The organism is Pseudomonas putida (genome assembly GCF_025905425.1).
In the GTDB taxonomy this organism is placed as follows: Bacteria; Pseudomonadota; Gammaproteobacteria; order Pseudomonadales; family Pseudomonadaceae; genus Aquipseudomonas; species Aquipseudomonas putida_AF.
This window is the reverse complement of the sequence record NZ_CP109603.1, coordinates 2665521-2686336: the sequence shown is the minus strand read 5'-3', so window position 1 is coordinate 2686336 and position 20816 is coordinate 2665521. Positions and strand designations below refer to the sequence as shown.

The following is a 20816-nucleotide window of genomic DNA, read 5'->3' as shown; positions in this document are numbered from 1 at the left end:
GCTGTGCTGGCCTCAGCACCGGTTTGCCGGCGATGAGGCCACTGAATCATCAGAGGGCTTTTGCCCGGTCACGCAGCAGGTATTTCTGGATCTTGCCGGTGGAGGTTTTCGGCAGTTCGCCGAAAATCACGGTCTTGGGCACTTTGAAACCAGCCAGGTGATCACGGCACCAGCTGGTGATGTCGGCCTCGCGGGTGTCTTCCCGGCCTGGCTTGAGAGCAACGAAGGCGCAGGGCGTTTCGCCCCATTTTTCGTCGGGGCGTGCCACCACGGCCGCCTCCAGAACGGCGGGGTGCTTGTAGAGGGCGTCCTCGACTTCGATGGTGGAAATGTTCTCGCCACCGGAGATGATGATGTCCTTCAGCCGGTCCTTGATTTCGACATAGCCATCGGCATGCCATACCGCCAGGTCGCCGGTGTGGAACCAGCCACCGCGGAAGGCTTCGGCCGTGGCTTCAGGGTTTTTCAGGTAGCCCTTCATCACCGTGTTGCCGCGCATGAAGATCTCGCCCAGGGTGTTGCCGTCGCGCGGCACCGGGGCGAGGGTTTGCGGGTCGGCGACCATCAGGCCGTCGAGGGTCGGGTAACGTACGCCTTGGCGGGACTTGATGCGTGCGCGCTCTTCAAGCGGCAGCGCGTCCCATTCCTCATGCCAGGCGCATACCGTCACCGGGCCGTAAACCTCGGTCAGGCCGTAGGTGTGGGTCACCTGAATGCCCATTTCTTCCACCGCGCCGATCACCTTGGCCGGTGGCGCGGCGCCTGCGACCATCGCCTGCACCGGGTGCTCGATGGCGGCCTTGGCGGCTTCAGGCATGTTGACCAAAGCGTTGAGCACGATGGGCGCGCCGCACAGGTGGGTGACCCGGTGTTCGCGGATCAGGGTGAGGATCTTCTGCGGATCGACCCGGCGCAGGAACACGTGGGTGCCCGCCAGGGCGGTGATCGTCCAGGGGTAGCACCAGCCGTTGCAGTGGAACATCGGCAAGGTCCACAGGTACACCGGGCGGTGGCCCATGGCCCAGGTCATCTGGTTGCCCAGCGCGTTGAGGTACGCGCCGCGATGGTGATAGACCACGCCCTTGGGGTTGCCGGTGGTGCCGGAGGTGTAATTGAGCGAGATGGCCTGCCATTCGTCATCGGGCCACTCCCAGGCATATTCCGGGTCGCCCTCGGCCAGCAAGGCTTCATAGTCAAGCTCGCTGACCGCACGGCCTTCGCCGTATTCCGGGTCATCGACATCGACTACCAGTGGCGGGTGTTCGAGCAAGCCCAGGGCGGCTTCGATCACCGGGTGGAACTCGCGGTCGGTGATCAGCACCTTGGCCTCGCCGTGTTGCAGCATGAAGGCAATGGCCTCGGCGTCCAGGCGAACGTTGAGGGTGTTGAGCACCGCGCCGGTCATGGGCACGCCGAAGTGCGCTTCGAGCATGGCCGGGGTGTTGGGCAGCATGACCGCTACCGTGTCGCCACGGCCAATACCGCGCCCCACCAAGGCGCTGGCCAGGCGCCGGCAGCGCTGGTAGGTTTCTTGCCAGTTGCGGCGGATGGCACCGTGGATAACAGCCGGATAGTTGCCGTACACGGCAGCGGTGCGTTCGATGAAACTCAGCGGGGTGAGGGCGACATGGTTGACGGCAGCGGGCATCAGGCCCTGGGCATAGATCGACATGCGGTAATCCTGTAGGGGAGGCAGGCGCAGCCTGTGCGCTTGGCCCCCGATGGCTGATTGTTAGCTCTGTTCAGGGTGTGGGAAGGCGTGCGGTTGGCCGCTTTTCCCCTGTCGCAGTTTTACGCGAGTCGCTATGGTAGATGGAATATCGACTATAGCAATATAGTAAAACTACTATAACAACGAGTCGCATAACGTGGACAAGACCGTGTCTCCCTTGCTCGCCAAAGACCCGCAGCCCAGCCTGCTGTTGGCCGCCGATGCCAAGCCGCTGGCCACCAATCCGGCCTTGCAGGCCTTGATGCAGGAAGGCCCGGCGCTGGCGTGCTGGCTACCGGCCAACTGCGCGGCACTGGTGCGCGCCTGTTTGCGACAGCACCGGGCAATTGCCGATGTGGAAGTGCAGGTTGGCGAGCGCATCGTGCTGTGGACGTTCATCCCCGACGACCAGGGCCAGCAGGTGCTTGGCCGCTGCCGTGACGCCAGCGCCGAGCGCCAGGGTGCGCGTGAAGCCAGCCGTGCCCGGCGCCTTTACCGGCTGATCATCGAGAACACCACCGACCTGATCTCCCGGCACAGCCCCGATGGCCGCTTTCTCGACGCCTCACCGGCGGCGTTCCGCCTGTTGGGCCTGTGGCCCGAGCAGCTGCGGGGCATGGCCGTACGAACCCTGCTGCATCCGCGCGAGCGCCGCCAGGTGCTGGCCCAGGCTGCCGCCGCGCTGGACCAGGACGGCTACCACACCATGACCTGCCGGGTGCGCCAGGCAGCGGGTGGCTACCGCTGGTTCGAGATTGCCAGCCGCGCCATCCGCGAAACCTACACGGGGGCGGTGGTGGAGATCGTCAGTGTTTCCCGGGATATCACCTTGCGCATCGAGGCCCAGGAGAGCCTGGCCCACAGTGCCCGGCTTGTCACCCTGGGCGAGCTGGCATCAGGCATCGCCCACGAGATCAACCAGCCATTGGCGGCGGTGGTCAACTATGCCAATGCCAGCCAACGTTACCTGCAGGCCCTGGAGCGCGACCCGCAGGCACGCGAACGGGTCGGGCAAGGGTTGCAACGCATCACCGAACAGGCAACGCACGCCGCGCAGGTGATCCGTCGGCTGCGTGTGTTCCTGCGTAAAGGGCCGCGCCGCTTACAGGCGTTGGACATGCTTGACGTGGCCAATGAAGCCACACGCTTGTGTGCCTGGGAGGCGGCGCGCGACCAGGTCAGCATCGAGTTGCGCATGAGTGCGCAATTGCCGGCGGTGTATGCCGACCGGGTGTTGCTGGAGCAGGTGCTGCTGAACCTGCTGCGCAACGCCATCGATGCCAATCGCGAGCAACATGGCGAAGGCCCGTCACGTATCCTGCTGAGCGCGGTGCGCGAGGGTGATGGGGTGCTGGTCGAGGTCACCGACCAAGGGCCGGGCGTGGCGGCCGAGCGTCTGGATGAAATTTTTACCCCGTTCACCACCAGCAAGGCCGACGGCCTGGGGCTGGGCTTGAGCATGAGCCGCAGCCTTATCGAAGGTTTTGGTGGCAGTTTGTGGGCGCGTGCGGGCGAGCATGGCGGTTTGGTACTGTGCTGCCGCCTGGCGGTGAGCAGGGGATAAGGGGAGGTCGGGGTGCAAGCGAAAGTGTATGTGGTTGATGACGACCAGGGCATGCGTGATTCCACCGTCTGGCTATTGCAGTCGGTGGGGCTGGAAGCGCTGTCGTTCGCCAGTGGGCAGGCGTTTTTGGACGCCTGCATGGATGACGGGCCGGCCTGTGTGCTGCTGGATGTACGCATGCCGGGGCTGGGTGGGCTGGCAGTGCAGCAGTTGATGAGGGAGCGGGGCCTGGAACTGCCGGTGATCTTTGTCAGTGGCCATGCCGATGTGCCTATCGTGGTGCGGGCATTCAAGGCCGGCGCCAGTGACTTTATCGAAAAGCCCTACAGCGATCAGCTGCTGCTCGACAGTGTTCAGGCGGCCCTGGAGCGCGCCGGCCGCGCGCGTCAGGGCAACCAGGCATTGGCCCAGGTACAAGCGCGCATCGATGGCTTGACGCCGCGGGAGCGCGATGTGTTCGTGCCGTTGGCCCAAGGCCTGAGCAACCGCGAGATCGCCGAGCGGCTCGGGGTGAGCGTGAAGACCGTGGACCTGTACCGGGGACGGGTGATGAAACGCCTGCAAGCTGGAAGCCTTGCGGAACTGGTGGGTATGGCGATCGCCTGCGGCGCGGTGCAGGCGTTGATGTAGGCGCGACACAAGGCCGCTCCTACAAGGATCCGGGCAATGCAAAATCATGAAATTTTGCATAGCACCCTAATCAAAGCTTTGACATTCACTGCCTAGGCAGTAATATTTTTAAACAATTACCTGGGCAGACTCCATGGCGCATTTTTCTCCAGAGAACTTTCAGACCTGTGCCATCGGCATGCTGCTGGGCCGCGCGGCGATCCTCAAGGACCGCATTCTTGACTGGCACCTTGAATCTGAGGGTGTCACCGCCGCGCAGTTCAAGGTGTTGATCATCGTCACCCAGTACCAGGTGGACACCCCGGCCGAGCTGTGCCGCTACCTGGGCCTGGACAGCGGTTCGATGACCCGCATGCTCGACCGCCTCGAACAGAAGGGCCTGATCCTGCGCAACCGCTGTGCCGATGATCGCCGCCAGGTGCGCCTGGCCCTGACCACCGATGGCCAGCGTCTGGCGGACCGGCTGCCCGAGATCGGCGCGGCGGCGATGAACGAATTGTGCGGCGCGCTGCAACCTGAAGAGCTCAAGACGCTTGAAAGTTTGTTGGCCAAGGTGCTGCTCAGCGCTGGCGACCCCTTGACGATCCGCCGCTTCGGCGATCGTTGATCCCTGTTACGCATTATTCAAGGTATTGTCATGGCCACTCCCACAGACACCACAACCACCACCGACGCGCCCGAGCCGTCGCGCAAACGCAAGGCCTGGCTACTCGGCTTGCTCCTGCTGCTGATACTGGGCGGCGTTGGCGCCTGGGCGTGGTATTCCCTGGTCGGGCGTTGGCACGAGAGCACTGATGACGCCTACGTCAATGGCAACGTGGTGGAGATCACACCGCTAGTGACCGGCACGGTCACCAGCATTGGTGCCGATGATGGCGACCTGGTCCATGCCGGCCAGGTGCTGCTGCAGTTCGACCCGTCCGACAGCGAGGTGGCACTGCAGTCCGCCGAAGCCAAGCTGGCGCGCACGGTGCGCCAGGTGCGTGGCCTGTACAGTAACGTCGATGCGCTCAAGGCCCAGTTGCAGACGCGCCAGGCCGAGTTGCAGAAAGCCCAGGACAACTACAGCCGGCGCAAGGTGCTGGCTGACAGCGGGGCGATTGCAGCGGAAGAAATCTCCCATGCCCGCGACGACCTGAGCGTCGCCCAGAGCGCCCTCACCAACGCCCGCCAGCAACTCAACACCAGCAACGCACTGATCGACGACACCGTGGTCTCTTCGCATCCTGAAGTCATGGCCGCCGCCGCCGACCTGCGTCAGGCCTACCTCGACAACGCCCGCACCACCCTGGTGGCGCCGGTTACCGGCTATGTCGCCAAACGCACCGTACAACTGGGCCAGCGCCTGCAGCCAGGCACCGCGACCATGGCGGTGATCCCCCTGGACCAGGTGTGGATCGATGCCAACTTCAAGGAAACCCAGCTGCGCGACATGCGCATTGGCCAGCCGGTGGAGATCAGTGCCGACCTGTACGGCAGCGAGGTCAAGTACAGCGGCACGGTAGACAGCCTCGGAGCGGGTACTGGCAGTGCCTTCGCCCTGTTGCCGGCGCAGAATGCCACCGGCAACTGGATCAAGATCGTGCAGCGGGTGCCGGTGCGTATTCACCTGAGCCCTGACCAGCTCAAGGACCATCCGCTGCGTATCGGCCTGTCCACGCTGGTCGAAGTCGACCTGCACGACCAGAGCGGCCCGACCCTGGCCCAGCAACCTGCGCAAAAGGCCAGCTACACCACTCAGGTGTATGACCGCCAACTGGTCGAAGCCGATAACCTGATTGCTCGGCTGATTCACGACAACAGCGCAGCTGGCAAGACGGCGCAGCGATGAGCAACCAGGCCGCCGCCCAATTCACACCGCCGAGCCTGCTGCTGACCACCATTGGCCTGTCGTTGGCGACGTTCATGCAGGTGCTCGATACCACCATCGCCAACGTGGCGTTGCCGACCATCTCCGGCAACCTTGGGGTGAGCTACGAGCAGGGCACCTGGGTGATCACGTCGTTTGCGGTGAGTAACGCCATTGCCTTGCCGTTGACGGGCTGGCTGAGTCGGCGTTTCGGTGAGGTGAAGTTGTTCATCTGAGCCACCTTGCTGTTCGTGCTGGCGTCGTTCCTGTGCGGTATCGCCCAGTCGATGCCGGAGCTGGTCGGCTTTCGTGTGTTGCAGGGTGTGGTGGCCGGGCCGTTGTACCCGATGACCCAGACCCTGCTGATTGCTGTGTATCCACCGGCCAAGCGGGGGATGGCCCTGGCGCTTTTGGCGATGGTCACGGTGGTGGCGCCGATTGCCGGGCCGATACTGGGGGGCTGGATTACCGACAGTTACAGCTGGCCGTGGATTTTTTTCATCAACATACCCATCGGCCTGTTCGCCGCGGCTGTTGTACGCCAACAGATGCGCACGCGACCGGTGGTGACCAGCCGTCAGCCGATGGACTACATCGGCCTGTTGACGCTGATTGTCGGTGTTGGGGCATTGCAGGTGGTGCTCGACAAGGGCAATGACCTGGACTGGTTCGAGTCGTCGTTCATTATCATGGGCAGCCTGATCTCGGTGGTGTTCCTGGCGGTTTTCGTGATCTGGGAGCTGACCGACCGGCATCCGGTGGTCAATCTGCGGTTGTTCGTGCACCGCAATTTCCGGGTTGGCACCATTGTGTTGGTCGGTGGCTATGCGGGGTTCTTTGGTATCAACCTGATCCTGCCGCAATGGTTGCAGACGCAGATGGGCTATACGGCGACCTGGGCTGGGTTGGCGGTGGCGCCAATTGGCTTGTTGCCGGTGATCATGTCGCCCTTCGTTGGCAAGTACGCGCACCGCTTCGATTTGCGGGTGTTGGCGGGGTTGGCGTTTTTGGCGATCGGGGCCAGTTGTTTCATGCGGGCTGGGTTTACCAGTGAGGTGGACTTCCAGCATGTGGCGTTGGTGCAGTTGTTCATGGGGATTGGTGTGGCGCTGTTCTTCATGCCGACGTTGAGCATCCTGCTTTCGGACTTGCCGCCGCATCAGATTGCCGATGGCTCGGGGCTGGCGACGTTCTTGCGTACGTTGGGGGGGAGTTTTGCGGCTTCGTTGACGACCTGGATCTGGATTCGGCGGGCTGATCAGCATCATGCGTACCTTAGTGAGAATATCAGCCAGTTTGATCCGGCTACTCGGCATACGCTGGAGCAGCTTGGGGGGGCGAGTTCGCAGAGTTATGCGCAGCTGGAGCAGATTCTGAATGCGCAGGCTTACATGATGTCGACGGTGGACTATTTCATGATGATGACTTGGGTGTTTGCGGGGTTGATTCTGTTGGTGTGGTTTGCGCGGCCGCCGTTTACGGCCAAGGCCGGGCCGGCGTCAGCGGGGCATTGATCTGCTTTTGATCTTGCTTTTGCTTTTGCTTTTGATCTTGCTTTTGATCTTCTGCGACTTCAGGAGGCCGAGTGGAGGTGACTGGAGGGCCAGGTGCGCAGCACCCTTCGGCGTAGCCGAAGGCGCGAGATGTAGGTTTGCGGAGCAAACCGTAGGCCGCGCGGGCCCGGAAGACGCCGGAGCGAGGGGACCCCGAAGCGTAGCGTAGGGGCCGTATGATGGAGCAAGCGGTTTTTGGTTACTTTTTTCCAAGAAAAAAAGTGACCCGCCGTAAGGGCGGAAAGGTGAGTGTGCGCCGCTATCGTAAATGAATGTCTACGCGGTGTGTCCGCCCATAGTTGTGCTTTGTGCTTTGTGCTCCAACCGCTGGTATTGAGATCTGGCAAAGTCCATTTGCTATGGCGACGCTTAATCACCTTTCCGCTCTTACAGCGGGTCACTTTTTGGCAAACGCCCCAAAAAGTAACCAAAAAGGTCTGCGCTCCATCATACGGCCCCTACGCTGCGCTTCGGGGTCCCCTCGCTCCGGCGTCTTACGGGCCCGCGCGGCCTACGGTTTGCTCCGCAAACCTACATCTCGCGCCTTCGGCTACGCCGAAGGGTGCTGCGCACCTGGCCCTACAGACGCCTACGCTCGGCCTCCTGAGTCGCTGAAGATCAAAAGCCAGATCAAGATCAAGATCAAAAGCCAGATCAAGATCAAGGTCAAAAGCCAGATCAAGAGCCAGATCAAGAACACGGGGGATAGCACGCTTCGAAGTATGGGGTGGCATTCCCATCCGGTGGCATTTCCCCTATTGTCGAAACTCCATTTTCAACAGCATTGGCAGACCCATGGAGAAAGTCATCGTCATTACCGGCGCCAGCCGAGGTATCGGCGCCGCGACAGCCCTGCTGGCAGCCCAGCAAGGTTATCGCATCTGCATCAATTACCACGCTGACGACCAGGCCGCCGAAGGCATCCTCAACCAAGTCCGCGCGCTGGGCGCCGAAGCCATCGCCGTGCGCGCCGACGCCAGTGTCGAGGATGAAATCATCCAACTGTTCCATCGCGTCGATCAAGAACTCGGCCCCGTCACTGCACTGGTCAACAACGCCGGCACCATCGGCCAGCAGAGCCGCGTTGAGGACATGTCCGAGTTTCGCCTGCTCAAGGTGATGAAGACCAACGTCGTCGGCCCCATGCTCTGCGCCAAACATGCCCTGCGGCGCATGGCTCGTCGACATGGCGGGCAGGGTGGGGCCATCGTCAACGTCTCATCAGTGGCCGCCCGCCTGGGCTCACCTAACGAGTATGTCGACTACGCCGCCTCGAAGGGCGCGCTAGGCACCTTCACCCTTGGCTTGGCCAAGGAAGTGGCGGGTGAGGGCGTGCGGGTCAATGGCGTGCGCCCCGGCTATATACACACCGGCTTCCATGCGCTTTCCGGTGACCCCGACCGCGTCGCCAAGCTCGAACCCGGGCTGCCAATGGGCCGCGGTGGTCGGCCGGAAGAAGTCGCCGAGGCCATTCTTTGGCTGCTCTCGGACAAGGCGTCCTATTCCACCGGCAGCTTCGTCGATCTGGGCGGCGGGCGCTGATCAGGCCCGTTGTTCATCCAGCATTTCGCGTACCCGCTCGGCCAATGCATCGAGTTCGAACGGCTTGGTCAATACCGCAGTACCTTGCAACAACTGGCCATCACTGAGTGCCGCGCTCTCGTCGTAGCCGGTGATAAACAACACCTTGAGCTCGGGGTACAGCTCGCGGCAGCGTTCGGCCACCTGGCGGCCGTTAAGACCACCCGGCAGGCCGATATCGCTGAGCAGCAAGTCCGGTCGCTCGCTGCCCTGCAGATGGGCAAGGGCAGCCGGACCGTCCTCGAACGCCTCAACCTGATAACCCAACTCTTCCAGCACTTCGCACACCACCAGACGCAGGGCCGTCTGGTCCTCGACCAGCAAAATGCGTGCAGCCGTGTTGGCTTTTTCGGGTAGCCTGCTCTTGGGCCTGGGCGCAACCTCGACGGGGTGTTCGTGGTGCCGGGGGAGATACAACTCGATGCGCGTACCTGTGCCGAGTACCGAGAGCACACGCAGTTGCCCACCCGACTGGCGCACGAAGCCATAGGTCATCGACAACCCCAGGCCGGTACCCTGGCCCAAAGGCTTGGTGGTGAAGAACGGGTCGAGCACGCGCTCCGCCACTTCTGATGACATGCCACGGCCGTTATCGACGATGCTGAGCCGCACATATTCGCCCGACGGCAGCTCAAAAGGCCGGGCCAGATCGCTGTCCAGCACTATGTTTTCGCCGTAGATATCGATTGTCCCGCCTGCTGGCAGGGCATCGCGGGCATTGATGCAGACGTTGAGCAGGGCGCTTTCCAGTTGCGGAGGGTCGATGAACGTTGGCCACAGCTGCGCATCGAAGTGACTGTTCAACGCGATTGACGGGCCGATGCTGCGACGCACGAGCTCTTCCATGCCGGCCACCAGGGTGGATACCTGTGTGGCGCGTGGTTGCAAGGTTTGCTGGCGCGAGAAGGCCAACAGCCGATGCACCAGCGAAGAGGCCCGCTGCGCCGAGCTGCTGGAAAGCTCAAGCAAAGGCGCCAGGGCGTCGAAACGCGACTGCTCCAGGTGTTGCTGCATCAGCTCCTGGGCACCTAGGATGCCACCCAGCAAATTATTGAAATCGTGAGCGATACCGCCACTCAACTGGCCCACGGCTTCCATTTTCTGGGCCTGGCGCAATGCGTCTTCTACCTTGGCCAGGCGTTGTTGCTCTTGAACCCGTTCACTGATGTCGTAGGCGAACAGATAGGCACCTTGCAGTTCACCGTCATGGTCGCGCAAAGCATTGAAGCGCAGCTCGTAATGGCGCAAATCGCATGCCCGGCCAAAGGCGGCAACCTCGATAAATTGCTCACCTGCCAGCGCCCGGTGCCACATGGGCAGGATCAGTGCCTGGTCCTGGACACTGTCTCCCATCAACGCCGGCATAAGGTAGCCGATCTCTGGCGTATTGCCATACAGCCGGTTGAAGTCGTGCTTGGCCTGGCGATTGACAGCCAGCCAGCGCAAGTCTTTGTCGATCACATGCACGTTGACCACACTGTGATCGACCAGCTCGGCAAACAGCCGGCGCTCCGACAGCGCGGCAGCGACTCGCTGTTCGAGCTCTTCATTCAGGCGTTGCAGGGCAACTTCTGCCCGACGGCGCTCGGTGACATCCTTGAACAGGACCGCGACCTGGCGTCTTTCGGCCGGCTCGACGCGAAAGGTGGTGACGGAAAGGATGTGTCCGGTGGCAACCAGCTCCTGTTCGAACTGCAGAGGCTCGCCCGTGCGCAGTACCTCACCGTAGCGGGCGACCCAGCCGTCGGCTTCGTCGGGGACCATCTCGCGCAACTTTTGCCCGACCACGTTGGGGATGCCGGCGTGTTTGGCATAAGCTGCGTTGGCCACGACATGCACATAGTCACTCAGCGGGCCGTGCGGGCCATCGAAAAATTCGATGATGCAGAAACCTTCGTCCATGGTATCGAACAGCGACCGGTAGAGGTTCTGATCGTATGCCTGGTCGTTGGCCAGCCGCGACTCCAGCAGAGCATTGCGTTGCTGCAGTTCTTTTACTTGTTGGCGCAGGGAAAGCAGGTCGCTGGAAGGCATGCAGACGTCCGACGAAATGGAATGGCCAGACTTTAACGTGTTCACCCCGAAGGCGAAAACCCGCTTAACGCAAATGCGCAGTCACGCCCAGCAGGCGGTCGATGCGCTCACTCAGTGCCTTCAGCTCGAACGGCTTGGACAGCACCTCAGTGTGGCTCGCTAGCCAGCTTCTGGCCATGTTGCTGGTGATGTCGTAGCCGGTGATCAGTATCACGGGCGCTTCATTGGCAAGGCTTCGGTAGGCGTCTGCGAGTTGGTGCCCATCGATGCCTCCGGGCAGCCCGACGTCAGTGATCAGCAAGTCAGGCAATGGGCCCTCACGCAACGTCTTGAGTGCGCTACGGCCATCCTCGAAAGCCTGTACATCGTGGCCCAGTTCCGTCAGCACGTCGCCGAGCACCAGGCGCATGGTCGCTTGATCCTCTACCAGCATGATCCGATAAGGCCTGTGTTGCGGCCTTCCGACAGCCTCTTCGGGCGCAGCGCACAGGCCAGGGGGCGGGCTGTTCTCGTCCCGAGGCAAATACAGGTGAACGGTGGTGCCTTGGCCCAGTACGCTGTCGATGCGCAACTGCCCGCCGGACTGGCACACAAAGCCATAGACCATGGACAGCCCAAGGCCAGTGCCTTGGCCCATCGGCTTGGTTGTGAAGAACGGATCAACTGCTCGCTGCAGCACGTCCTTGCACATGCCCATGCCGGTATCGTCCACACGAATGTGCAGAAATTGCCCCGGCGGCAGGTCCAGGCGGCTGGCCTGGTCCTCGTCGAGCTCGGCATTTTCACAGCCAATGCGCAGGGCGCCACCCAGGGGCATGGCGTCACGGGCATTGATGCACAGGTTCAGCAGGGCATTTTCCAGCTGTTGTGGATCGATGCGGATCGACCATTGATCTGCCGATGTCAGGTCGTGAAAGTCGATGTGCGAATCGATCGAGCTGCGGATCAGGTCGTTCATTTCGGCCACCAGCAGTTGCACATCGACCGGTTGCGGAAGCAGTGTCTGCTGGCGCGAAAAAGCCAGCAGGCGCTGTACCAGTGAGGCCGCCCGCAAAGCGTTGAGCTTGCCGACTTCGAGCATCCTTGCCGTGTCGCGATAGCGTTGCTGGCCCAGGCGTTGTTCGGCCAGCTCCAGTGCGCCAAGGATGCTGCCCAGCAGGTTGTTGAAATCATGGGCAATGCCGCCGGTCAATTGGCCGACCGCTTCCATTTTCTGCGATTGGCGCAGTGCCTCTTCGGCTTGGTGCAGACGTTCCTGCTCGGCAATGCGTTCGGTAATGTCATAGGCAAACAGGTAGCCGCCCTGGATGCGCTGCCGCGCATCAAGCAGTGGGTGGTAGCGGATCTCGTAATGACGCAGGGCCTCAGGTGGCCCCAGGGCGATGGTATCGATGAATGCTTCGCCGGCCAGCAGGCGCGGCCATACCGGGGCCAACCGGCTCATGATGTCCGGTTGATTGGCAAGAAACTGTGGGATGTAATCGCCGATCTGCGGCACAAAACCGCGCAAACGCCGAAAAGTTTCGCGGGCCGTGCGATTGATTGCCAACAAGCGCATTTTTCGGTCGGCAGCAAACACGTTGGCCAGGCTGTTATCGACCAGTTCACCGAGCAGTTTGTTGTTGGCCTGCGCGATGTCCTCGCGCTGGGTCAGCAAGGCTTCCAGCTCCGCGACGCGTGCCAGCAACTGTTCGTAGGAAAGTTCAGTGGCTGGCTGCATGGTGTCGATCCAGTTAAAGGACCGAGCAACTATAGTCGCGCCGCAGGGCAAGCGCTATCAGAACGAGCGAATGATCCGCCCCAGGGTTTCCATGGCGCGTTCGGCACCGTCGTGCCAGGGGCTGCCGTAGTTCAGGCGGATACAATTGCCGAAGCGTCGGGTCGGCGAGAAGATCGGCCCCGGCGCGATACTGATGCCTTGGGCCAAGGCCATGTGGAACAGTTTGAGTGCATCCATCTGCTCTGGCAGTTCGAGCCACAGGAAATAGCCGCCGGAGGGTTGGCTGACCCGCGTCTGTACCGGGAAGTACCGGGAAATAGCGGCGAGCATGTTGGCTTGCTGACCTTCCAGGGCATAGCGTAGCTTGCGCAGGTGGCGGTCATATCCCCCGTGCTGCAGGTAGTCGGCGATAGCTGCCTGGGCGGGCATCGATGCGCACAGCGAGGTCATCAGCTTGAGGCGTTCGATCTTCTGCGCGAAACGCCCGGCGGCCACCCAACCAATCCGGTAACCGGGCGCCAGGCTCTTGGCGAACGAACCGCAGTGCATCACCAGGCCTTGCGTGTCGAAGGCCTTGGCTGGCTTGGGCGCTTGTTGCGCGTAATACAGTTCGGCGTAGACGTCGTCTTCGATCAGCGGCACCTCATGGCGTGCCAGCAGTTCGACCAGCGCCTGCTTCTTGGCTTCTGGCATGCTGGCGCCCACCGGGTTCTGGAAGTTGGTCATGCACCACACAGCCTTGATCGGGTGCTTTTCCAGGGTTTGCGCCAGCACGTTCAGGTCCATGCCCTCACGCGGGTGAACGGGGATTTCCACGGCTTTGAGTTTGAGCCGCTCCAGTACTTGCAGGCAGGCATAGAAGGCCGGTGCCTCGATCGCCACCAGGTCGCCGGGCTCGGTGACGGCCTGCAGGCACAGGTTCAGCGCTTCGAGCGCGCCATTGGTGATCAACAGCTCTTCCATCGGCAGCATCAGCCCGCCGACCATGTAGCGCAGGGCAATCTGCCGGCGCAGTTGTGGGTTGCCGGGTGACAGGTCGGTGACCACCATGCGTGGGTCCATCGCGCGGCTGGCGCTGGCCAGCGAGCGAGCCAAACGCTGCAGCGGGAACAGCTCGGGGCTTGGGAACGCCGAGCCGAACGGTACGGTGTTGGGGTCCTTGATCGAGTCGAGGATGGAAAAGACCAGGGCGCTGACGTCGACATCGGTGGATTCGCTGACCGGCTGCAAGGCCTGTGGTTCACTGAACTGGCGCGGCGCATGGGCGTTGACGAAATACCCCGAGCGCGGCCGCGCGCGGATCAGCCCACGGCGCTCAAGCAGGTAATAGGCCTGAAACACCGTGGATGGGCTGACCCCGTGGGTCTGGCTGGCATAGCGCACCGACGGTACCCGCTGCCCAGGGCCCAGCACACCGGAGCGGATCAGTTCGGCAATGTCGTCGGCGAATCGTTCGTAGCGTTTCATTCTGGCCTTCTGTCGAAGCCTGGCAGGCAAGGTGGAAAACAGTGTAAGGGATCAGCGGTTCATCGGTGCGACGAAGCGGCTTTGGGCAACGCTGCGCACGGCAGGATCGTCACTGTCCTGCACCTCGAAACTTAACGTTTGCGAGCTGCTGCTCGGGCGTTCTGCGAGCATCGCCACCGACACAGGCAATTCGCTCATCTCGCCGGCCGGGATGATGAACTCGGTCTTGCCCTGCAGGGTGAACCCGTCAGCGTCCAGCAGGCGCAGGTGATAGCGTTGGGTGCTTTCGGTCTTGTTGATGACCTTGAGCAGGTAAATGTTCTCGATCTGGCCCTGGGCGTTCTCGCGGAACAGGCCACGGTCCTTGATCACGTCCAGCGACACCATCGGGCGCAAATGCAAGGCAACCACCAACGCGCCGATCATCACCACCAGTGCGGCGGCATAGCCCAACAGGCGCGGGCGCAACCAATGGGTGCTGCCGCCTTGCAGGCTGTGTTCGGACTTGTAACCGATCAGCCCACGGGCGTAACCCATTTTGTCCATGACCCCGTCGCAGGCATCGATGCAGGCCGCGCAGCCGATACAGGCCATCTGCAGGCCATCGCGGATGTCGATGCCGGTGGGGCAGACCTGCACACACATCGTGCAGTCGATGCAGTCGCCCAGGCCTTGAGCGTGGGCGTCACTGCCTTTTTTACGCGGGCCACGGGTTTCGCCACGGCGCGGGTCGTAGGCGACCGCCAGGGTGTCTTTGTCGAACATCACGCTCTGAAAGCGAGCGTAGGGGCACATGTGCAGGCAAACCGCGTCACGCAGCAAGCCGGCATTGATGTAGGTGGCGGCGGTGAAAAACAATACCCAGAACAACGCGACCCCACCCAGCTGCAAGGTGAACAGCTCTGCGGCCAGGGGCCGTATCGGGGTGAAGTAGCCGACGAAGGTCAGCCCGGTGAGCACGCCGATGGCCAGCCACAGGCTGTGCTTGAGTGCACGGCGGGCCAGCTTTTCCAGGCTCCAGGGGGCCGCAGCAAGCTTGATACGTTGATTGCGGTCGCCTTCACTGATTTTTTCGCACCACATGAACAGCCAGGTCCAGGTGCTTTGCGGGCAACTGTAACCGCACCACACGCGGCCGGCGTACACGGTAATGGCAAACAGGCCGAAGGCGCAGATGATCAACAGCGCCGACAGCAGGATGAAGTCCTGCGGCCAGAAGGTCGCGCCGAAGATGTGGAACTTGCTGCTGCTCAAATCCCACAGCACGGCCTGTCGACCGTTCCAGTCAAGCCAGGCGGTGCCGAAAAACAGGGCGAACAAAACCCCCGCAAAACCGATACGCAAATTGCGGTACAGCCCCGTGAAGCTGCGGGTATGGATGCCGCTGTCAACGTGGCGTTTGGCGGCTGTGAGGGTGGGCGCGGCGATCTCGGTAAAGGGGATTCTATCGTTCATGGCTCGGTGCTCATCAGGCCTCGATCAGGCATGAGCACTATGGCCCCCGAGCTGATATCAGCACAGGCTCAGGTTTGGCGATAAAAACCGTATCAGATGGCCGGCTAAACCGCTCGAAGCCTTAGATTACCGAGCCTGGCACACTGCTCTTCAGATGCCTGCGGCTATCCACCGCACCCACCACGGTCAAGGCATCAGCCTCTGCTTCGGTGATGGGCACCCGTTGCCCGGCGAGCAATGCCACCGACATGCGCAGCTGTTCGTCGGTGATGATTTCAATGGTGGAGCCATCGCCTTCGAGGTGCACGTTGTCGCCGATGAGCGTGCAACGGCGGGTGCTTTCGTCGATTTCAACTGGCATGGGAACGTCCTCCTGGTGGTGGTTACAGGTGTGACCTCGGCACCGGGCAGGTTGCTTCATCGTTCCGCTGGGCGGGCTGTATCGCACTTGCCAGCGCGCCACGAGTCAACCCTGACAGAGCACCCTGAACAGGAGCAGCACGATGAACCCTTGGTGGCACCCCATTTGGCAAACCATCCAGGCCGAGTTCGCCGACCTCGGCGACGAGCGTGAGGTCACCCAGGTACTGGTCCGCCTGCTGATGGCGGCATTGCTCGGCGCGGTGCTGGGTTTCGAGCGCGAGAGCAAAGGCAAGTCTGCCGGCGTGCGTACCCACATGCTGGTATCGCTGGGCGCTGCACTGTTCGTACTGGCCCCGAGCATGGCCGGCGCCGACGAGCAGGCGTTGAGCCGGGTGATCCAGGGGATTGTTGCCGGTATCGGCTTTCTGGGCGCGGGCACCATTCTTAAAGGGAACGGCCAGGACACCAGCCATGTGAAAGGGCTGACCACCGCCGCTGGGCTGTGGATGACCGCCGCGATTGGCACGGCCGCTGGCATGGGGCGTGAAGCCACCGCATTGATCAGCACAGTGCTGGCACTGTTGGTGCTGGGCATGATGCCTTTGCTGGTGGAAAAGGTTGAAAAGCAGGATGAGGAGAAGCAGAGCGAGGAGGAGGGCAGGAAGCACTGAGGGGAGCCGAAGCTCCCCTCAAAGCGTTGTTGCCTGCTCTTTTTTTATTATTGAGACTGGCCTTTTGTTGTTTTTGTCAGCCTGTCTTTGTGTTGCAAGCGACCTCATGCGGGGTCAAGAGCAAACGTATTTTTTTGAGCGCTGACCTGCCTTCATCATGACTGATCCGGTGCTGACTGCCGCTACCTGAAGGTAGTTTTATTGTTCTGTGTCAGACCGCGGGGCGTACCCCTGAAAAGCGTGTCTACTCCAAAAAAATCTGCTTGCTACGCCTCTGCCGTGTTGTTCTTGTTATGTCAGAGCCGTTACCTGTTGTTTTTATTGGGTGTCACATTTTTATTGTTCTTGTACCAGAGATATAGCATGGGCCGTGCCAACTTTTTAAAAGCCTTTAAAATCAAGCACTTAGCTATTTTGGTGCAAATCGCCTGACCTGAAATTTTGTCGATTTGTTTCCCTGTTACCCGATTTTTTGCTGCAAAACGTGGGGGAGGTAACACTCCACCCACACTCATGTGACACCCGTGTGACTATTGTGCGCTGCGTGCCCGCGCCACCCGCGAGCCGTTGGCGCGGCCAAGCACGCCGCTGATGCGCTGCCCGGCAGCGATCAGGCGGTCCAGGTCGATGCCCGTGTTGATGCCCAGCCCCTGCAGCAGGTACAGCACGTCCTCGGTGGCGATATTGCCGGTGGCGCCTTTGGCATAAGGGCAGCCCCCCAGCCCGGCCACCGAGCTGTCAAACACGCTGATGCCCTCAAGCAGGCTGGCGTAGACATTGGCCAGGGCTTGGCCATAGGTGTCGTGGAAGTGCCCGGCCAACTGCTCGCGGGGCACCTGGCCCGAGACCACGTCGAACAGCCGACGGGTATCCCCCGCAGTGCCGGTACCGATGGTGTCACCCAGCGATACCTCGTAGCAGCCCATGTCATGCAGGGCGCGGGCAACAGGCGCGACCTGTTCGGCGCTGACCTTGCCTTCATAGGGGCAGCCCAGCACGCACGAGACATAGCCACGCACGCGCACGCCGTTGCTGCGCGCTGCTTCCATAATCGGCTCGAAGCGTTTGAGGCTGTCGCTGATCGAGCAGTTGATGTTGCGTTGCGAGAACGCCTCGGACGCTGCGGCGAACACCGCCACCTCCTTCACCCCTGCAGCCAGCGCATCTTCGAAGCCGCGCAGGTTCGGCGCCAGGGCGGCATAGGTCACCCCTGGGCGCTGCACAATGCCTGCGAACACGTCGGCGGAACCGGCCATCTGCGGTACCCACTTGGGCGAGACGAAACTGCCGACTTCGATATAGGCCAGGCCCGCCTCGGTGAGGTCGTTCACCAGGCGTACCTTGTCGGCGACGCTGATGGGTTGGGCTTCGTTCTGCAGGCCGTCGCGTGGGCCTACTTCGACCAGGCGGACTTCTTTGGGCAAGGGCATGGCGGGTTTCCTGTGGCGGATCAACGGTTGTCTTTATTGTTCAAGGTCGCGGCCAGGGCCTGTTCACAGCGTTCCTGGGCGGTGTCGAGCTCGAGCTGCATCTGGTGGATGTCGAGCATCTGCTGCTCCAGCTGGGCCCGGCGCTCGGCGATTTTCACCAGCATGCTGTTGAGCTGCTTGAGATTGCCGCTGGTGGGGTCGTACAGCTCGATCAGTTCACGGCATTCGGCGAGGGAGAAACCAATGCGCTTGCCGCGCAGGATGAGTTTGAGGCTGACCTTGTCACGGGCTGAATAGATGCGTTCCAGGCCGCGCCGCTCGGGGCTCAGCAAGCCCTGTTCCTCGTAGAAGCGGATGGCGCGGGTGGTGATGTCCAACTCGCGGGACAGGTCGGAGATGCTGTAGGTCTGCAGGCTCATGCTGGGGCTCGGCGTAGGGTATGGGGCTATCCTGAATGCAGGTTGACGTATACGTCAAGCAGGGGCGTTATTCAGGCACGGCCAAGCGGCGATAACCATTGGGCGTCTGCCCCGTCAGGCGCTTGAAGAACCGCGCAAAGTAGGTCGGGTCGGTGAACCCCAGGCTATCCGACAACTGCCCGATTCTCATGCGCGTATAGAGCAAGTTGCGCCGCGCCTCCAGCAGCAGCCGCTGGTGCACCACCTGCAAAGCGGTCTGGCCACTCAACGCCCTGCACAGCTGGTTGAGCTGCAGGCTCGAAACATTCAGGCGTGCAGCAAAATCCTCCACCGACAGGTGCTCGCGGTAGTGCCCCTCGACCAGGCGCAGGTATTGCCCGAGCAGCTGCCGGTCACGTTCGTCACGGTTGCGTGGTGCCTGCCCCAGTTGCTGCTGGCGGCTGATCCAGACCATCAGCGCTGTGACCAACGCCTGCAGCATCGTCGCCCGGGCCGGGGCGTTACCCTGGTACTCCTGCTGCAACGTGTCGATCAGGCTGCGCAAGCGCTGGCGGTCCTTGCCCAGCGCATAGCACGCCGGCGCGGCAAGCATACCCAGCGGCGCGCCCAGTTGCTGCTCCAGGCCGGCCACCAGCGCCGTGCCGAAGGTCAGCACATGCCCCTGGATGTCGGCACTGAAGCGAAAGCCGTGCACGGTCAATGGCGGTACCACCTGGATGGCGGCCTGGCTGATCGCGCTGCGTACCCCTTCGATTTCCACTTCGGCCTGGCCACGCTGCACATACAACAGCTGGAACAGCTCCGCGTGCTGGTGCGGCTTGATTTCCCAGTGATGCAGACGGCTGCGTGCCGGGATCGACTCGCAGTGCAGCAGGTCGGTGCCGGGCCATGCCTGGTTTTCGCCATACAGCTGGAACAACGGAATGCCGGGGAGGGTGGATTTCATGTGGGCTATGCCTGTCCGTTAATCGAACGTTTTTTGTAAAAGTGCAGGTTTTGCACGGAATAGCACACTTAAACGGCTGCCAATGCCCGTAAAAATGCAAGTGCAAACCCTAACAGCAGATGCCAGGCCACTGCCAGTCCAGGCCGGTATCGCCCGACTAGAGACAACAACAATGAAAACTCAGGTTGCAATCATCGGTGCAGGTCCGTCCGGCCTGCTGCTCGGCCAGTTGCTGCACAAGGCGGGTATCGAGACCGTCATTGTCGAGCGCCAGACCCCCGAATACGTGCTCGGGCGCATCCGTGCCGGTGTACTTGAGCAAGGCACTGTCGACCTGCTGCGTGAAGCCGGTGTGGCAGCGCGGATGGACCGTGAAGGCCTGGTGCACGAAGGCGTCGAACTGCTCGTCGGCGGGCGCCGCCAGCGTCTGGACCTCAAGGCCCTGACCGGTGGCAAGACGGTGATGGTCTATGGCCAGACCGAGGTGACCCGTGACTTGATGCAAGCGCGTGAAGCCAGTGGTGCACCGATCATTTACGCGGCGAGCAATGTCAAACCGCACGCGCTCAAAGGCGAGCGACCGTACCTGACGTTCGAGAAGGACGGGCAGGTTCACCGCCTGGAGTGTGACTACATTGCCGGGTGCGACGGTTTTCACGGCGTCTCTCGGCAGAGCATCCCCGAGGGCGTGCTCAAGCAATACGAGCGGGTCTATCCGTTTGGCTGGCTGGGCTTGTTGTCAGATACCCCGCCGGTCAATCACGAACTGATCTACGCCCACCACACGCGAGGTTTCGCGCTGTGCAGCCAACGCTCGCAGACGCGCAGCCGCTACTACCTGCAAGTGCCGCTGGACGATCAGGTCGAAGCGTGGTCCGACGAGCGTTTCTGGGGCGAGCTCAAGGCCCGCCTGCCCGAGGATGTGGCGGCGAGCCTGGTAACTGGCCCGGCGCTGGAAAAAAGCATTGCCCCGCTGCGCAGCCTGGTAGTCGAACCGATGCAGTACGGGAATCTGTTTTTGGTCGGTGATGCCGCCCATATCGTTCCGCCCACCGGTGCCAAGGGCCTCAACCTGGCGGCCTCGGATGTCAATTACTTGTACCGGATCCTGGTCAAGGTCTACCACGAAGGCCGTACCGACCTGCTGCAGCAATACTCGCCGCTGGCCCTGCGCCGGGTCTGGAAAGGCGAACGCTTCAGCTGGTTCATGACCCAGTTGCTGCATGACTTTGGCGCGCACAAGGATGCCTGGGACCAGAAGATGCAGGAGGCAGACCGCGAGTACTTCCTGTCGTCGCAGGCGGGGTTGGTGAATATTGCCGAGAACTATGTGGGGCTGCCGTTTGAGGAGGTGGCGTAGGGAAAGCTGCCCCAAGGCTTGCACTCGACTTGGGGCATGACAGACTGTGGCCTGCTGAACAGG

The 20816-nt window shown here is 61.9% G+C and carries 16 protein-coding genes and 1 pseudogene; 8 read left to right on the top strand and 9 right to left on the bottom strand.

Going from position 1 to position 20816, the window contains the following annotated elements:
* Positions 1-49 precede the first annotated feature (49 nt).
* Entirely contained in the window at positions 50-1672 is a 1623-nt protein-coding gene (locus tag OGV19_RS12000; protein ID WP_264313566.1) for an acyl-CoA synthetase, read from the bottom strand.
* A gap of 196 nt (positions 1673-1868) precedes the next feature.
* On the opposite strand from OGV19_RS12000, the gene OGV19_RS11995 reads away from it, so the two are divergent.
* The 6 genes and pseudogenes from OGV19_RS11995 to OGV19_RS11970 all read left to right on the top strand — a co-directional run bounded on the left by OGV19_RS11995 (position 1869) and on the right by OGV19_RS11970 (position 8849).
* Positions 1869-3275, top strand: coding sequence for a sensor histidine kinase (locus OGV19_RS11995; RefSeq protein WP_264313565.1), 1407 nt, complete (start codon positions 1869-1871; stop codon positions 3273-3275).
* 12 nt (positions 3276-3287) lie between these two features.
* On the top strand, positions 3288-3905 hold the full coding sequence (locus OGV19_RS11990) for a response regulator transcription factor (RefSeq protein ID WP_264313564.1): 618 nt from the start codon (positions 3288-3290) through the stop codon (positions 3903-3905).
* 133 nt (positions 3906-4038) lie between these two features.
* Positions 4039-4512: a MarR family winged helix-turn-helix transcriptional regulator gene (locus tag OGV19_RS11985; protein WP_264313563.1), complete on the top strand. Its 474-nt coding sequence runs from the start codon at positions 4039-4041 to the stop codon at positions 4510-4512.
* A gap of 30 nt (positions 4513-4542) precedes the next feature.
* A complete protein-coding gene (locus tag OGV19_RS11980; protein WP_264313562.1) occupies positions 4543-5736 on the top strand; it encodes an HlyD family secretion protein in 1194 nt (397 codons plus the stop codon).
* Positions 5733-7268 (top strand): annotated as a pseudogene (locus OGV19_RS11975) (DHA2 family efflux MFS transporter permease subunit). Before OGV19_RS11980 ends, OGV19_RS11975 begins: the two are co-directional and overlap by 4 nt.
* Positions 7269-8102: 834 nt before the next feature.
* Entirely contained in the window at positions 8103-8849 is a 747-nt protein-coding gene (locus tag OGV19_RS11970; protein ID WP_264313561.1) for an SDR family oxidoreductase, read from the top strand.
* Here OGV19_RS11970 and OGV19_RS11965 read toward each other — a convergent pair whose 3' ends face one another.
* From OGV19_RS11965 to OGV19_RS11945, 5 genes are all read right to left on the bottom strand, one after another.
* On the bottom strand, positions 8850-10922 hold the full coding sequence (locus OGV19_RS11965; protein WP_264313560.1) for a hybrid sensor histidine kinase/response regulator: 2073 nt from the start codon (positions 10920-10922) through the stop codon (positions 8850-8852).
* Positions 10923-10986: 64 nt separating this feature from the next.
* A complete protein-coding gene (locus OGV19_RS11960) occupies positions 10987-12642 on the bottom strand; it encodes a PAS domain-containing hybrid sensor histidine kinase/response regulator family protein (RefSeq protein WP_264313559.1) in 1656 nt (551 codons plus the stop codon).
* A 57-nt stretch (positions 12643-12699) separates the two neighbouring features.
* Positions 12700-14109 carry a GntR family transcriptional regulator MpaR gene (gene mapR, locus OGV19_RS11955; protein ID WP_264313558.1) on the bottom strand — a complete coding sequence of 470 codons (1410 nt, stop codon included), beginning with the start codon at positions 14107-14109 and terminating at the stop codon, positions 12700-12702.
* Positions 14110-14160: 51 nt separating this feature from the next.
* Positions 14161-15564, bottom strand: coding sequence for a cytochrome c oxidase accessory protein CcoG (ccoG, locus tag OGV19_RS11950; RefSeq protein ID WP_264313557.1), 1404 nt, complete (start codon positions 15562-15564; stop codon positions 14161-14163).
* Between the two features lie 121 nt (positions 15565-15685).
* Entirely contained in the window at positions 15686-15925 is a 240-nt protein-coding gene (locus OGV19_RS11945; protein ID WP_264313556.1) for a DUF3203 family protein, read from the bottom strand.
* Positions 15926-16067: 142 nt separating this feature from the next.
* On the opposite strand from OGV19_RS11945, the gene OGV19_RS11940 reads away from it, so the two are divergent.
* A complete protein-coding gene (locus OGV19_RS11940) occupies positions 16068-16598 on the top strand; it encodes an MgtC/SapB family protein (protein ID WP_264313555.1) in 531 nt (176 codons plus the stop codon).
* A 530-nt stretch (positions 16599-17128) separates the two neighbouring features.
* On the opposite strand, the gene OGV19_RS11935 is transcribed toward OGV19_RS11940, so the two are convergent.
* The 3 genes from OGV19_RS11935 to OGV19_RS11925 all read right to left on the bottom strand — a co-directional run bounded on the left by OGV19_RS11935 (position 17129) and on the right by OGV19_RS11925 (position 19393).
* The gene (locus OGV19_RS11935; protein ID WP_264313554.1) at positions 17129-18028 is read right to left on the bottom strand and encodes a hydroxymethylglutaryl-CoA lyase; all 900 of its coding nucleotides are present in this window, start codon (positions 18026-18028) and stop codon (positions 17129-17131) included.
* Positions 18029-18048: 20 nt separating this feature from the next.
* Positions 18049-18447, bottom strand: a complete 399-nt coding sequence (locus tag OGV19_RS11930) for a MerR family transcriptional regulator (protein WP_027593543.1) — start codon at positions 18445-18447, stop codon at positions 18049-18051.
* 67 nt (positions 18448-18514) lie between these two features.
* A complete protein-coding gene (locus tag OGV19_RS11925) occupies positions 18515-19393 on the bottom strand; it encodes a helix-turn-helix domain-containing protein (RefSeq protein WP_264313553.1) in 879 nt (292 codons plus the stop codon).
* A gap of 172 nt (positions 19394-19565) precedes the next feature.
* Here OGV19_RS11925 and pobA point away from each other — a divergent pair, with 172 nt between their 5' ends.
* Positions 19566-20753: a 4-hydroxybenzoate 3-monooxygenase gene (pobA, locus tag OGV19_RS11920; protein WP_264313552.1), complete on the top strand. Its 1188-nt coding sequence runs from the start codon at positions 19566-19568 to the stop codon at positions 20751-20753.
* The last annotated feature ends 63 nt before the right edge of the window (positions 20754-20816 follow it).

Coding starts and splice junctions, on each gene's coding strand:
- OGV19_RS11970 (WP_264313561.1), top strand. CDS start 8,103: ATGGAGAAAGTCATCGTCATTACCGGCGCCAGCCGAGGTATCGGCGCC.
- OGV19_RS11940 (WP_264313555.1), top strand. CDS start 16,068: ATGAACCCTTGGTGGCACCCCATTTGGCAAACCATCCAGGCCGAGTTC.
- mapR (WP_264313558.1), bottom strand. CDS start 14,109: ATGAAACGCTACGAACGATTCGCCGACGACATTGCCGAACTGATCCGC.
- OGV19_RS12000 (WP_264313566.1), bottom strand. CDS start 1,672: ATGTCGATCTATGCCCAGGGCCTGATGCCCGCTGCCGTCAACCATGTC.
- OGV19_RS11945 (WP_264313556.1), bottom strand. CDS start 15,925: ATGCCAGTTGAAATCGACGAAAGCACCCGCCGTTGCACGCTCATCGGC.
- OGV19_RS11960 (WP_264313559.1), bottom strand. CDS start 12,642: ATGCAGCCAGCCACTGAACTTTCCTACGAACAGTTGCTGGCACGCGTC.
- OGV19_RS11985 (WP_264313563.1), top strand. CDS start 4,039: ATGGCGCATTTTTCTCCAGAGAACTTTCAGACCTGTGCCATCGGCATG.
- OGV19_RS11930 (WP_027593543.1), bottom strand. CDS start 18,447: ATGAGCCTGCAGACCTACAGCATCTCCGACCTGTCCCGCGAGTTGGAC.
- OGV19_RS11935 (WP_264313554.1), bottom strand. CDS start 18,028: ATGCCCTTGCCCAAAGAAGTCCGCCTGGTCGAAGTAGGCCCACGCGAC.
- ccoG (WP_264313557.1), bottom strand. CDS start 15,564: ATGAACGATAGAATCCCCTTTACCGAGATCGCCGCGCCCACCCTCACA.
- OGV19_RS11965 (WP_264313560.1), bottom strand. CDS start 10,922: ATGCCTTCCAGCGACCTGCTTTCCCTGCGCCAACAAGTAAAAGAACTG.
- OGV19_RS11980 (WP_264313562.1), top strand. CDS start 4,543: ATGGCCACTCCCACAGACACCACAACCACCACCGACGCGCCCGAGCCG.
- OGV19_RS11925 (WP_264313553.1), bottom strand. CDS start 19,393: ATGAAATCCACCCTCCCCGGCATTCCGTTGTTCCAGCTGTATGGCGAA.
- pobA (WP_264313552.1), top strand. CDS start 19,566: ATGAAAACTCAGGTTGCAATCATCGGTGCAGGTCCGTCCGGCCTGCTG.